This is a genomic window from Micromonospora sp. NPDC005237 (assembly GCF_040607775.1).
GTDB lineage: Bacteria > Actinomycetota > Actinomycetes > Mycobacteriales > Micromonosporaceae > Micromonospora.
Genome location: NZ_JBEXHJ010000013.1, coordinates 78,147 through 91,059 on the forward strand (window position 1 = coordinate 78,147; position 12,913 = coordinate 91,059).

Genomic DNA, 12,913 nt, shown 5'->3' on the forward strand with positions numbered 1-12,913 from the left:
CCGAGTTACACGATAGCCACCAACGCGGCTTTTCTCATCCGCTGAGCGGCCTCGATCCACGCCGGACGGAGGGCCGAGCAGGGCCATACGGCGCAGGTCAGCGGGGTGGTCGGAAACTCTCTCGCACCGTCGTCCAGTCCGCGTCGGCGGCCGTCCAGTCCCGGTCGTCGGTGATCCAGCCCAGGGTCCAGCGCTCGTCCGGGAGGACCTCCTGCCGGGCGTGCAGCACCGGGCCGTACGGGGCCGTCCACCGGCACTCCCACTCCGCGCCGCCGCCGCCCGCGGCGAGCCGGATCTCGTCGTAGTTCGGCAGCGCCCCGACCCTGGCCGCGTCGTCGCGGGCCGACCGCAGTCGGGTCAGCGGGTCGGCCTCCGCACCCTGCGCGACGCTCAACGCCCGACCGGTGGCCGGGTCCTGGAAACAGACCACCGCGCCTTCGCGTGAGTAGTGCCAGGTCGCCGGCACGGAGACCCGGAAGCCGGTGCTGTCGGCGTGCCAGACCCAACCCGTGGGTGGCCGCAACCGCTCGCCCGGCAGGGGCGACCCGGCCGCGACCGGCGGCCCCGCGACGTCCGGATGGACGCAGGGGAACGGCGGCGGGGGCACGTCGCGGCCATTCGGCGGCGGGCCGGGCCGGCCGGGGCCACCACCGCCGTACGGCCCGCCGGGCCCGCCACCGCCGTACAGGCCGCCCCGGTCATCGCCGGAGCCCTCGTTCGTGCCGCTGCCGTCGTTCGGACGATCCGCCCCTGGCGCGGTGGACCGCCCGGCGGTGTCGGTCGGGGCGTCACCGGCGACGGCCAGCGCGGTGCCCACGCCGGCCGCGGCGGCCACGAGCAGCGCGGTGACGACCAGCGCGGCCCGCCGCGCCGTCGGCCGCTCGCTCAGTCGTCCGCCGAGTCGCTCGGACGTCGCAGGGGCGGGGGTTGTCGCATCCGCCGAGGCCCGGACGTCCGGTTCGCCGCTCGGGCGGGCGTCGGTCGCAGCGTTTCCCGGTGGAACGGCCTCGCTGCCGCTGGTGGTGGCGGTCGGGTCGGACTCGGGCAGCGGGATGGTGACGTCCTGGTCGGCCGGTTCCCCGGAGGCGGACGCCGCCGAGGCCGAGGAGCCGGTCGCAGCCGAGGAACCGGTCGAGCCGGTCGAGGCCGAGGAGCCGGTCGAGGCCGGGGAGCCGGTCGCGGGCGAGGAGCGGGTCTGGGCGCCGGCTGCGGCTTCCCGCGAGTGCGCCGGCGGGCTGGGATGGCCGGTGGCGGCGGCGGTGAGCAGCCGGCGGGCCCCGTCGTGGTCGAGGCGGTCGCGCGGGTCGCGGCGCAGCAGCCCGGCGAGCACCGGGGCGAGCGGTCCAGCGTGCGGGGCCGGGTCGGGTGGGCCCGCGGCCAGGGCGCTGAGCGTGGCCATCGCGTTGCTGCGGGCGTACGGGGAGCGGCCCTCCACGGCGGCGTGCAGGGTGGCCCCGAGCGACCAGAGGTCGGCGGCCACCGTGGACACCCCCTCGGCGGCCCGCTCCGGGGAGACGTACTGCGGGGAGCCGAGCACCAACCCGGGGCGGGTCATCGCGCCGTCCCCGCCGTCGAAGGTGGCCAACCCGAAGTCGGCGAGCATCACCCGGCCGTCGTGGGCGACGAGCACGTTCTGCGGTTTGACGTCGCGGTGCAGCACTCCGGCCGTGTGCGCGGCCTCCAGCGCGCCGAGCAGGGCCAGGCCGATCCGGGCGGCGCGGGCCGGCTCCAGCGGCCCCTCGGCGTCGATGACGTCCTGCAGGGTGCGCGACGGGACATACTCCATCACGATCCACGGGCTGCCCTCGACCGGGACGACGTCGTAGAGCCGGACCACGGCGGGGTGGTTGAGCCGGGCCGCGGCGCGCGCCTCCCGCAGCGTGCGCGAGCGCAGCTCGGCCCGTTCGTGGTCGGCCAGCCAACTGGGCGGTACGACCTCCTTGACCGCGACCTCGCGGTGCAGCATCTCGTCGCGGGCTCGCCACACCCGACCCATGCCCCCGCGACCCACCAGGTCGAGCAGCCGGTACCGACCGGCGATCAGCACCTCTGCACGCTCCTCCTCGGCCGCTGTCCGGGGTACACCCTAACCAGCGGATCGGAAGTCACCTATCGGTCGTCCGATTGGCTCAGCAGGCGGCGTGGTCGGCGGCGGCGAGCAGATTGCCCTCCGGGATGGCGATCCGGTCACGCCCGCCGGCCAGTCGGGCGGTGGCCCGCCGGGCCTGGAGCGGACCGTGCTCGCGACGGGCGGTGGCATAGGTGGCGGCGGTGCGGGCCGCGATGCTGGCCCAGCCGTACCGCTCGCCGACCATGCTGCGGGCCCGTCGGGCCACCCGCCGGGCGAAGACCTCGTCATCGAGCAGTTGGTCGACCGCGCCCGCGAGGGCCGCCGGGTCGCTGTGCGGGAACGTCACACCGGTCACGCCGGGCTCGACGATCTCGGCGAGGCCGCCGGTGCGGGCCACCGCCAGCGGCGCTCCCGCCGCGGCCGCTTCCAGGGCCACCATGCCGAACGGCTCGTAGAGGCTGGGGACCACCGTCGCGTCGGTCGCGCCGAGCACCGCCGGCAGTTGGGTGGCGTCGAGGAAGCCAGTGAAGCGGACGGTCGAGCCGAGCGCCAGGCGGCGGGCCTCGGCCTCCAACTCGGGGCGGTACGGGCCGTCGCCGGCGATCACCACGCGCAGGCCGGGGTGCCGCTCGCGCAGCCGGGGTACCGCGTGCACGAGGTGCTGCACGCCCTTCTCGTACACCAGGCGTCCGGCGTACCCGACGAGGGGGCCGTCCGCGGCGAACCGTGCGCGGGCCGTGGCGACCGCGCGCGGGCGGGCCCGCCAGGCCCGGTCGTCGACCCCGTTGGGCACCACGTCGACCAGCCCGGTCGGCACGTCGAACAGCGCGCTGACCTGGTCGCGCATGTAACCCGAACAGGTGATCACCCGGGTGGAGGACCCGCTGAGCCAGTGCTCGACGCCGTGGATGGTGCGGTTCATCTCCTCGGGCAGCCAGCCCTGGTGCCGGCCCGCCTCGGTGGCGTGGATGGTGGTGACCAGCGGCAGGTCGAGGTGTTCGGCGAGGGTGGTCGCGGTGTGGGCGACGAGCCAGTCGTGGGCGTGGATGACGTCGTAGCTGCCGGCCTGGGTGGCGCGTAGGGCGGTGCGGGTGAGGGTGTGGTTGAAGGCCATGGTCCAGGCGAGCAGGGAGCTGGTGGCGAGGGGGAAGGTGACGGGGTCTTCGGGGGCGCGCAGGATGCGGACGCCGTCGGCGTATTCCTCCAGGGGTGCGCCGTCGGCGTGGCGGGTGACGACGGTGACGTCGTGGCCGGCGGCGGCGAGGGCGACGGAGAGGGCGTGCACGTGTCGGCCGAGGCCGCCGACGAGCACCGGCGGGTACTCCCACGACAGCATCAGCACCCGCAGCTGACGGGCGGGGTGGATGTCGATCACGTGGGCGTCGGGTGACATGCGGCCCCCTTTGAGTTGTCCCCGGGCGCGCGCCGACCGACACCGGAGTCGGTGTCGCCGTCGCGTCTGGATCGGGGCCAATCCTGCCGGGGCCGAGATAACCAGCGGAGACACCGCCGTTGCGGTCGTGTAAAGCGCTACTGGCCCTTTCGGCGCACCCGCAGCAGCTCGGCCACCGACCACGCCTGGAACGGGCAGCCGGTCGCGGAGTGCGGCGCGACGCCGTCGGCCGTCTCGCTTACCGAGCCTAGCCCATATTCGGTCAGATGGGACTCAATACCGATCAATACGTCATCGACTGACATCTTGCCCCGGCGGCAGGCGTCCACGTACGGCCCGAGCAGCCACGGCCACACCGTGCCCTGGTGGTAGCCGCCGTCGCGCTCGGCCGGGCCACCCCGGTGCCGACCCACGAACTCGGGCGAGTCCGGGGCGAGGCTGCGGGGCCCGAGCGGGGTGAGCAGCCCGGTCGCGATCCGGCGCAGCGTCGGCTCGTCCGGCTCCAGCGGCGCGAACGGCAACGACCAGGCGAGCAACTGGTTGGGGCGCAGGGCGTCGTCGTCGTGCAGGGCCGCCCCACCGAGTGGGTACGCCGGCGCGGGCGCGTCCAGCACGTCGTGCAGCCAGCCGGTCGGGGACGGGAAACGGTCCCGGAACGACGCGGTCGCCTGGGCGTGCCGCCGCCACAGTTCGGCCGCGTCCTGCCCGGCCAGCTCGGTCAGCTCGGCGAGACCGGCCAGCCCGTTGATCCACAACGCGTTGACCTCGACCGGCTTGCCCGTGCGCGGGGTGACCGGCACCCCGTACACGCGGGCGTCCATCCACGTCAGGGCGGTGCCCGGGGCGCCCTGGGCGAGCAGCCCGTCGGCCGGGTCGACGGCGATCCCGTAGCGGGTGCCGGCCACGTGCGCGTCGACGACCGTGCGCAGCGCCGGCAGCAGCTCGTCGCCGAGATCGGTGTCGCCGGTGACCGTCACGTGCCGGCTCACCGCGTGCAGGAACCACAGCGTGCCGTCGACGGTGTTGTACTCCACCCGCCCGGTGTCGGCCGTGTTGGCGAGCATCCCCTCGGACAGCGTCGCCGCGTACGCCCGCAGCAGCTCGCGCCCCTCGGCGGCCCGGCCCGTGCAGAGGAACAACCCCTCGTACGAGATCATCGTGTCCCGCGACCAGGCGCCGAACCACGGGTACCCGGCCACCACGTCGACCGCCGCGCCGCCGGGACGGACCACGAACGCGTCGGCGGCCAGCGCGAGCGTCGCGTCCACCTCGTCGGCCGGCTTCGCCGCGGCCACCACCTGCCGGTTGCGTCGCCGGGCCGTCGCCACGATCTCGGCGGCCGGCGGCGGCTCCTCGTCCAGCCGGCCCGCCCAGGCCCGCACCGACACCGTGTCGCCGGGGCGTTCCAGCTCGCCGGCGAAGCGTCCCGCGTACCAGAGGTCCTCGTCCGGGTGCAGGCCCCGGGTGGCCTCCTCGCGGTGGTGCACGCCCAGCCACCACTGCCCCTCCGGCGTCCAGCCGGGCCCGGCGAGCCGGTACGCGCCCTCGACCACCGCGCCGTCCGCGACCGCCTCGACCTGCGGCGTCGGGCCGTCGGCCCGACGCTCGCCGTGCGCGTCGCGCCAGGTGCACGCGGCCGACAGCTCCAGCCGGACCGGACCGCCGGCGACCAGCCGGTGGACGACCGCCACGCAGGAGCGGCCGGGCAGCATGGCCAGCTCCCGCTCGATCACGACGGCGCCGATCCGCCACCGCCACCGGGGCAGCCCGTCGACCAGGTCGAAGCGCTCCAGCAGCTCGAAGCCGCGCGGGTCGACGACGCCGGAGGACCACTCGTGGGCGCCGAGCCGGACCCGGGCGCCGGACGGCAGGGTGACCGCCGGGTCGAGGCTGACGAGTCCCACCTGGCGGGACGCGGGAGTTTCGCCCGGCACCACCAGCAGACCGTGGTAGCGGCGGGTCCGCAGCCCACCGACGGTGCCCATCGCGTACCCGCCGATGCCGTCGGGCACCAGCCACTCCCGGCTGGACGCGCTGGTCAGATCGCCGCAGACCTGCGGGCCGAAGTGAATGTCGATCAACTTTCCTCCACCGCCGCCGAGGTGTAACACGCCACGACGAGAATGGCCGCTGTGGTGAAGTACCTCGGCGGCGTCAAAGATGTGCACGTGATCACTGACCGATCGTCCTCCGACGCCTCGCCACCCGACGCTGAGCGGCTCCGGCTCGCCCAGGCCGACTCGGGGGAGCAGGACTGGCGTGCATGGGGTCCCTATCTGTCCGAACGGGCGTGGGGGACGGTACGGGAGGACTACAGCGAGCACGGTACGGCGTGGGACTACTTCCCGCACGACCATGCGCGGTCCAGAGCCTACCGCTGGAATGAAGACGGGATGGCCGGCGTCTGCGACGACCGACAGACCTTCGCCTTCGCCCTGGCGCTGTGGAACGGCAAGGACCCGATCCTCAAGGAGCGGATGTTCGGCCTCGGCGGCGACGGCGGCAACCACGGGGAGGACGCCAAGGAGTACTGGTGGTACGAGGACTCCACGCCCACCCACTCCTGGATGCGCTGGCGCTACCACTACCCGCAGGCCGCCTTCCCGTACGACGAGCTCGTCGCGGTGAACGCGCTGCGCGGCCGGGACGACACCGAGTACGAGCTGGTGGACACGGGGATCTTCGACGACGACCGGTACTGGGCGGTGACCGTCGACTACGCCAAGGCGTCCCCGACCGACCTGTGCATGGTGGTGACCGTGGCCAACCGGGGCGATGAGGCGGCGACCCTGCACGTGCTGCCCACCCTGTGGTTCCGCAACACCTGGGCCTGGGGACTGCCCGGCGGCGACCGGATCCCTCGGCTGACCGGGGACGGCACCCGACTGGTCGGTGAGCACCGGGTGCTCGGCCAACTGCTGCTGGAGGGCGACGGCGGCCCGGTGCCGCTGCTCTGCGACAACGACACCAACGCCGAGCGGCTGTGGGGGCTGCCCGGCCGCTCGCCGTACCCGAAGGACGGCATCAACGACCACGTGGTCAACGGCGCCCCCACGGTCAACCCGGCCCGCGAGGGCACCAAGGGCGCGTTGCATTACGTGCTCGACGTGCCGGCCGGCGGCCAGCGCCAGATCCGGCTGCGGCTGACCCGTACCGCGTCGCCGCCGGCCGCCGCCCCGCCGCCCCCGGCCGACCTCCGGGACGGCTTCGAGGCCGTGGTGTGGGCACGGCGGGCCGAGGCGAACCGCTTCTTCGCCGGCGTGATCCCGGAGGCCGCGACCGCGGACGAGGCGCTGGTGGCGCGGCAGGCCATCGCCGGGCTGATGTGGGGCAAGCAGTTCTACCACTTCGACGTCAAGCGCTGGCTGGACGGCGACCCGGGCTCGTCGCCCCCGCCGGCCGGGCGCCGGCACGGGCGCAACAGCGCCTGGTGGCACATGACCAGCTTCGACGTCATCTCCATGCCCGACCCCTGGGAATATCCCTGGTACGCGGCGTGGGACCTGGCCTTCCACTGCGTGAGCATCGCCCGGGTCGACCCGGGCTTCGCCAAGGAGCAGATCCTGCTCCTGCTACGCGAGTGGTACCTGCACCCCAACGGGCAGATCCCGGCGTACGAGTGGGCGTTCGGGGACGTGAACCCGCCGGTGCACGCCTGGGCGGCGCTCAAGGTGTTCGAGATCGACGGTGGCAAGGACTTCGAGTTCCTGGGCCGGGTGATGCACAAGCTGCTGCTCAACTTCACCTGGTGGGTCAACCGCAAGGACACCGGCGGCAACAACGTCTTCGAGGGCGGCTTCCTCGGGCTGGACAACGTCGGGCCGTTCGACCGCTCGGCGGCGCTGCCGGTGGCCGGTGTGCTGGAGCAGTCCGACGGCACCGGCTGGATGGCCATGTACGCCCTCAACCTGCTCGACATGGCCATCGTGCTGGCCGAACATGACCGGACCTGGGTGGACACCGCCACGAAGTTCTTCGAGCACTTCCTCTACATCGCCGCAGCCGCGTACGAGCAGGGGCTGTGGGACGACGAGGACGCCTTCTTCTACGACGTGCTGCGCCTCGCCGACGGCACGAAGGTGCCGCTGAAGGTCCGCTCGGTGGTCGGGCTGCTGCCGCTGGCCGCCACCACCCGCCTCACCGCCAAGACCCTGCACCGGCTGCCGGAGCTGGGCGCGCGGCTGCGCTGGTTCCTCACCAACCGCCCCGAGTACGCCCAGGTGATCGGCACCCGCCGGCTCGGCCCGGACGGCCGCCAGCAGCGGCTGCTGTCCATGGTCGGCCAGGATCAGGTGGTCCGGCTGCTCGCCCGGATGCTCGACCCCGACGAGTTCCTCTCCGACTTCGGCCTGCGGACGCTGTCCCGCGCGCACCTGGACAAGCCGTTCTCCGTCACCCTCGGCGGCCAGGAGTTCTCCGTCGGCTACGAACCGGCCGAGTCGACGAGCGGCCTGTTCGGCGGCAACTCGAACTGGCGCGGGCCGATCTGGATGCCGACGAACTTCCTGCTGATCAGCGCACTACGCGACTACGCGGCGTTCTTCGGCGACGACCTCCAGGTGGAGTATCCGACCCGCTCCGGGGTGAAACGCTCGCTGGACGAGATCGCCGACGACCTGTCCGCCCGGCTGATCTCGCTCTTCACCCAGGACGACTGGGGCCGACGGCCGATCTACGGCGCCGCTCAGATGTTCCAGACCCACCCCGACTGGCGCGACCTGATCGCCTTCCCGGAGTACTTCCACGGCGACAACGGCGCCGGCCTGGGCGCCTGGCACCAGACCGGCTGGACGGCCCTGATCGCCGACCTGATCCTCACCCTGCGCCGCTGACCGACGCCCCGTCCGACCGCCGCGCCGCGCCCTGCGTACCGCGCATGATCGTGCTCGATCCAGGATGTAGTGGTGTCGGTGGCGTGGTGAGGCCACTCGATCCTGGATCGAGCACGATCATGGAGCGGCGCTCACTCGTACCCGACGTGGATGACCAACTGGCCGTCCTTGGGCTGCGCCACCACGTAGACGGATCCGGGGTCGAGCAGCGTCGGCGGCTCGCTCCGGTCCTCGGCGAGACCCATCTCGTCTGCCAGGTCCGCCGCGGACTGCCCCGCCGCGGGCGCGAGCGTGACCTGCCACGAGCACCCACCGGAGCCGCACGCTTCGCTCTCGTCGACGACGGTCGCCCCGGAGGGTACGTCCGGGATTCGCCACTTCGCCCGCCGCTTTCCCCGCGGGCATGGGCCGGCGCCGCCGAATGACCACGTGGCCTCCCGTCGCGGTGATCTCCCCACCTGTCGAACGAGCATGGGGTACGGCAGTGTGCGGCGCGGCCTCGGCTGCCGATCTGCCGAGGAGGCAACAGTCACCAATCCGTCATGAGGCGGATACGAACAGTGCTGGTCGTTACGCTCGGCCCGTGTCCGTACCTGCCGAGGAGGCAACCGAAGAGGACCGGCGACATCTCATCGTCACGGCCGCCCGCGAGCTGGCCGAGGCTGAGGGTTGGACGGGGCTGAACGGCCGACGGCTCGCCGAGCGGGCCAACGTGGACGTCGGCGACCTCTACCGGCATTTCGCCGACCAGGAGGCGGTGCTGGCCGCCGTCGCGGTGCACGGCTTCGCCGAGCTGGCCGCCGAGCTGACCGCCGCCCACGCCGACAACCCCTTCCCGGAGCGGGCCTGGGCGGTGATGGCGAACGCGTACCTCGACTTCGCGTACGCCAATCCAGCTGTCTACGACGCGATGCTCGCGCTGACCCCGGACCTCGCCCTCGGCGCGGCCGGGGTGCCGGCGGCGCCGCGGGCGGTCTTCGCCGCGCTGCGGGCGGCCCTGCTCCCGCTGGCCCAGGGGCGTGATCCGGACACCCTCGCCGAGGTGGGCTGGAGCCTCCTGCACGGCGTCGTGATGCTCACCCGCGGCGGCCGGCTGCGCCCCGAGGCGCAGGAGGAGCGGGAGGCGATGATCACCGAGAGGCTGCTGTGGTGGCCCTGCCCGGCGGACGGGAACTCGCTGGGTGCCCGGGGCGGAATGCCCTAGAGTTCGCGTCCCGCACGAGCATGATCGCGAGGAGGTGCCGGCATGACCACGGACCAGGCGGCCCGTCGACGGGCACAGGTATTGATCTTCGACGCGGACGACACGTTGTGGGAGAACAACGTCGTCTTCGAGCGGGTGATCGACGACTTCCTGGCCTGGCTCGACCACCCCACCCTGGACCGGGCGGAGACCCGGGCGATCCTCGACGACATCGAGCGGGCCAACGCGGTGGCGCACGGGTACGGCAGCAAGGTCTTCCTCCGCAGCCTCGCCGAGTGCCTGGAGCGGCTGCGCGAACGGCCGGCCACCGACGCCGAGCGCCAGGAGATCGACCGGCTGGCACTGGCGCTGGTGGAGCACCGGGTGGAGCTGATGCCCGGTGTCGCTGAGGCGCTCGACGAGTTGGCCGGCCGGCACGAACTGCTGCTGCTGACCAAGGGTGAGCGGGAGGAGCAGCAGCGCAAGCTGGATGCCTGCGGACTGCTGCACCACTTCGGGGCGGCGCACATCGTCGCCGAGAAGAACGTCGACACCTACCGGTGGCTCATCCAAGAGCACGGGTTCGAGCCGGCCGACGCGTGGATGATCGGTAACTCCCCGAAGTCCGACATCCTCCCGGCGCGGGCGGCCGGGCTGAACGCGGTGTTCATTCCGAACGAGAACACCTGGGTGTTGGAGGACGACGAGCTGGACCCGACCGACACCGGCGTGCTGCGACTGGCCGCCTTCCGGGACCTGCTCCGGCACTTCTGACCGTCGAACCCGAACAGCGTCGAAGATCATGGTCGCGTTACGCGCACATGCCGCTTTTTCCCCTTGAGATCAGTCACGTCCCGGACGGTCCCGCAACGCTTGTCCGCCCCGTCGGGATCCGCCTAACCTGGGCCGGCGCTCACGGCCTTTCGGGGTGTGCCGGGGGCGCACCGGTGTCCGGCGGGTGGGCACCGTGGAGCTGAGTGCAGGGCGGCCGGACCTCCCCGCCGGGCCGCGTGGCGTCGTGCCGCGCCCACGCGCGCGGTGGGTGCCGGACCTGTCCGCTCCCCGTCGGACGGCCGGACGTCAGGACCGGGTAGTTGCGGACCCGGTCCTGACCCGGCCACTGCGATCGGTGCCGGCCCGCTAGGCGCGGTGCCGGCCGTCGCCGGTGGGGCGGGCGTCCGGCTCGTCGGACCCGCCGCGGACGATCGAGATCGCCACCCGGCAGAACTCGTCCATGTCCGGGTTGAACCCGGCCGCGATGTCGGGATGCAACCCGGAGCGGGTCTCGTCCAACAGCCGCTGGCACACCTGCTCGACCGGCTCGCCGGCGTAGCCGGCGCGAATCCGGTCGGTGGCTGCCTGGAGAGCCGAGGTCAGCTGGTCCTCCAGCGGCCCGCGCAGCTTCTGCTGCACGGGATCGAGCCCGCGCGGGTCGAGCGTGACATGTGGCTCCGACATCGTGCTCCCTTCGTCGGCGTCCGCGATACCCCACCGCGGCCGTCGGTCAAACGCCGGAAGGTACGGCGGCTACCCGCACCTGGTACGAGAAGTCCTCCGCCGGCTCCTCGTGGTACGACAAGCGGCGGATCTGCCGGTCGTCGTCGTAGAGGGCGACATCCACCAGGACGCCGAGGTGCGCCAGGCCGATGGTGGAGACCCGCTTCTTGTCCTGCAGCACCGCGCAGACGCCGCCGAGCAGGGTGCTGGCGTCGGATGTCCGGTGCCCGGGCGGGCAGCGCAGAACCAGGTCCACCTCGATCGGCCCGGGCAACGGCGTCCAGCCGGTGCGCTGGGCCGCGCCCAGGGCGGCCTGGAGCAGGGTGCGGACCCTCGTCGCCTGCCGGTGTCCGGCGGCGAAGATGGACAACGCTTCGGTCTTGACCGGTGGCAGACCGCTCACCTCGAAGGTCAGGGCGAGAGCGCGGGTGTCCTGCACGACGGCACCTCCCTCATTGGGACGATCCTGCCGAACCGGTGCAGCGGCGGTGGGACGTTCCCGCGATAACCAACCGATCGGGCAGGCTGGGCCGGCCGGAGGCGTGTCGACGTCGGCGGCGAACGCGCTGGCTGCGGCGCTACGGAAACGCTAGTCGACGCCGCCCGCGCTGGGTAGTGGGTCGTTCACCCGGTGGTGCGTGGCGGAAAGGCGCAGAACTCGTTGCCCTCCGGGTCGGCCAGCACCCACCAGCCGACCTCGCGGTCGGGTTCGCGGACCAGCCGGGCGCTGGCCGCGAGCAGCGGCGCCGGCTCCGCCCCCGCCAGCCGCAGATCCAGGTGTACGCGTGTCTTGCCGACCCGAGGCTCGGGCACCTGGTTCACCCAGATCGACTCGGCGTCCGAACGCGCGGAGCGGGGGTCGACGCGGGTGTCGCTGCCCCCGGCGGCCCTGACGCAGCAGTGTCCGGGATGTTGTGCGGATCTTGCGGCGCGTTGGCCCGGGAGAGGGCGCGGTCAGCGCTGTTTGGCGTAACCGATGAATGCCTTCCAGGCATTCGGGGTGACGTGCAGGGTCCCGCCGTCGCGGTCCTTGGTGTCGCGCACCAGCACGACGTGCGGCAGGTTGTCGGCGACCTCGACGCAGGAACCGCCGTTGCCGCCGGACCTGGTCGACTTGCGCCAGCGTGGAGTCAGGGCATCCATGACTTCGCCACTTCCTTGATCAGCTCGATTGACTGCCGGCGGGGGAGGGCCTCGTTGCGAACGATCTCCCACGTCTTCGCCAGCTTAGCGACGTCGGTCGACGCGTCGACGAACTGCGCGATGAGCTGGTTGTCGGCGTGCGCCACCCGCTCGCCGTCCGGCATCTCGGCGATGATGAACTGACCGGCCAACCCCAGGTACATCCCCGCGTCCACCGGGACGACGTGCACCTGGATGTGCTCCTGGGCTGCCAGCTCCACCAGGTGCTCGCACTGCTCGACCATGAGGCCCGGCTGGTCGAGCACCGGACGGCGGAGTACCGCCTCGTCCAGAACGGCGATGAGCTGCGGCGGGCGCGGGCGTCGCAGGATCGCCTGCCGCTCCAGCCGTGACGCGACGATGCGGTCGACGTCCTCGGCGTCGAACCGGCCGCCCGCCAGCGTGGCGCGGGCGTACCGCTCGGTCTGGAGCAGGCCCGGCACGTACGCCAACTCGAACCAGCGCAGCGTGGTCGCCTCCCGCTCGAACTCGATCCACTCACGCAGCCAGGCCGGTTCGGCGTCGAGCCGGCCCAACCGCTCCAGCATCCGCTGGAAGCGCTCGCCGGTCCGGTGGTGGTTGTCGACCGCCCGCATGTACTCCTTCGTGGGCGGTCGCCCGCCCGTCTCGACGGAGCTGACGTGCGAGCCCGAGTAGCCGATGGCTCGGCCGAAGTCGTCCTGGCTGAGCCCTGTCTCCGCCCGGAGTAGCCGCAGTTCCTCCAGCACGTAGTCGGTGACGGTCCCCATCAATTC

General features: G+C 72.9%; 10 protein-coding genes and 1 pseudogene. 3 read left to right on the forward strand and 8 right to left on the reverse strand.

Annotated elements, in window-relative coordinates; all coding sequences use genetic code 11:
• Window positions 1–97: 97 nt before the first annotated feature.
• The 3 genes from ABZT87_RS28875 to ABZT87_RS28885 form a co-directional block, all read right to left on the reverse strand.
• On the reverse strand, window positions 98–2,047 hold the full coding sequence (locus tag ABZT87_RS28875) for a protein kinase (protein ID WP_355139408.1): 1,950 nt from the start codon (window positions 2,045–2,047) through the stop codon (window positions 98–100).
• Between the two features lie 82 nt (window positions 2,048–2,129).
• Complete coding sequence (locus tag ABZT87_RS28880) at window positions 2,130–3,464, reverse strand: glycosyltransferase family 4 protein (RefSeq protein WP_355139409.1); 1,335 nt, start codon at window positions 3,462–3,464, stop codon at window positions 2,130–2,132.
• 137 nt (window positions 3,465–3,601) lie between these two features.
• Window positions 3,602–5,545, reverse strand: a complete 1,944-nt coding sequence (locus ABZT87_RS28885) for an amylo-alpha-1,6-glucosidase (RefSeq protein WP_355139410.1) — start codon at window positions 5,543–5,545, stop codon at window positions 3,602–3,604.
• Between the two features lie 42 nt (window positions 5,546–5,587).
• On the opposite strand from ABZT87_RS28885, the gene ABZT87_RS28890 reads away from it, so the two are divergent.
• From ABZT87_RS28890 to ABZT87_RS28900, 3 genes are all read left to right on the forward strand, one after another.
• Complete coding sequence (locus ABZT87_RS28890) at window positions 5,588–8,296, forward strand: glucosidase (protein ID WP_355139412.1); 2,709 nt, start codon at window positions 5,588–5,590, stop codon at window positions 8,294–8,296.
• 583 nt (window positions 8,297–8,879) lie between these two features.
• Window positions 8,880–9,500, forward strand: coding sequence for a TetR/AcrR family transcriptional regulator (locus ABZT87_RS28895; protein WP_355139414.1), 621 nt, complete (start codon window positions 8,880–8,882; stop codon window positions 9,498–9,500).
• A 42-nt stretch (window positions 9,501–9,542) separates the two neighbouring features.
• Window positions 9,543–10,253 carry an HAD family hydrolase gene (locus tag ABZT87_RS28900; protein ID WP_355139416.1) on the forward strand — a complete coding sequence of 237 codons (711 nt, stop codon included), beginning with the start codon at window positions 9,543–9,545 and terminating at the stop codon, window positions 10,251–10,253.
• Between the two features lie 366 nt (window positions 10,254–10,619).
• On the opposite strand, the gene ABZT87_RS28905 is transcribed toward ABZT87_RS28900, so the two are convergent.
• The 5 genes and pseudogenes from ABZT87_RS28905 to ABZT87_RS28925 form a co-directional block, all read right to left on the reverse strand.
• Window positions 10,620–10,937, reverse strand: coding sequence for a hypothetical protein (locus tag ABZT87_RS28905; RefSeq protein WP_354860947.1), 318 nt, complete (start codon window positions 10,935–10,937; stop codon window positions 10,620–10,622).
• Window positions 10,938–10,983: 46 nt separating this feature from the next.
• Window positions 10,984–11,415 (reverse strand): hypothetical protein, encoded by a 432-nt coding sequence (locus ABZT87_RS28910; RefSeq protein ID WP_234589839.1) that lies wholly within the window; start codon window positions 11,413–11,415, stop codon window positions 10,984–10,986.
• Window positions 11,416–11,600: 185 nt separating this feature from the next.
• Window positions 11,601–11,819, reverse strand: a pseudogene (locus tag ABZT87_RS28915) (VOC family protein); the annotation flags it as partial.
• A gap of 111 nt (window positions 11,820–11,930) precedes the next feature.
• A complete protein-coding gene (locus tag ABZT87_RS28920) occupies window positions 11,931–12,119 on the reverse strand; it encodes a DUF397 domain-containing protein (protein WP_355139418.1) in 189 nt (62 codons plus the stop codon).
• Window positions 12,107–12,907, reverse strand: coding sequence for a helix-turn-helix transcriptional regulator (locus ABZT87_RS28925; protein ID WP_355139420.1), 801 nt, complete (start codon window positions 12,905–12,907; stop codon window positions 12,107–12,109). The genes ABZT87_RS28920 and ABZT87_RS28925 overlap by 13 nt, the downstream gene beginning before the upstream one ends.
• Window positions 12,908–12,913 lie beyond the last annotated feature (6 nt).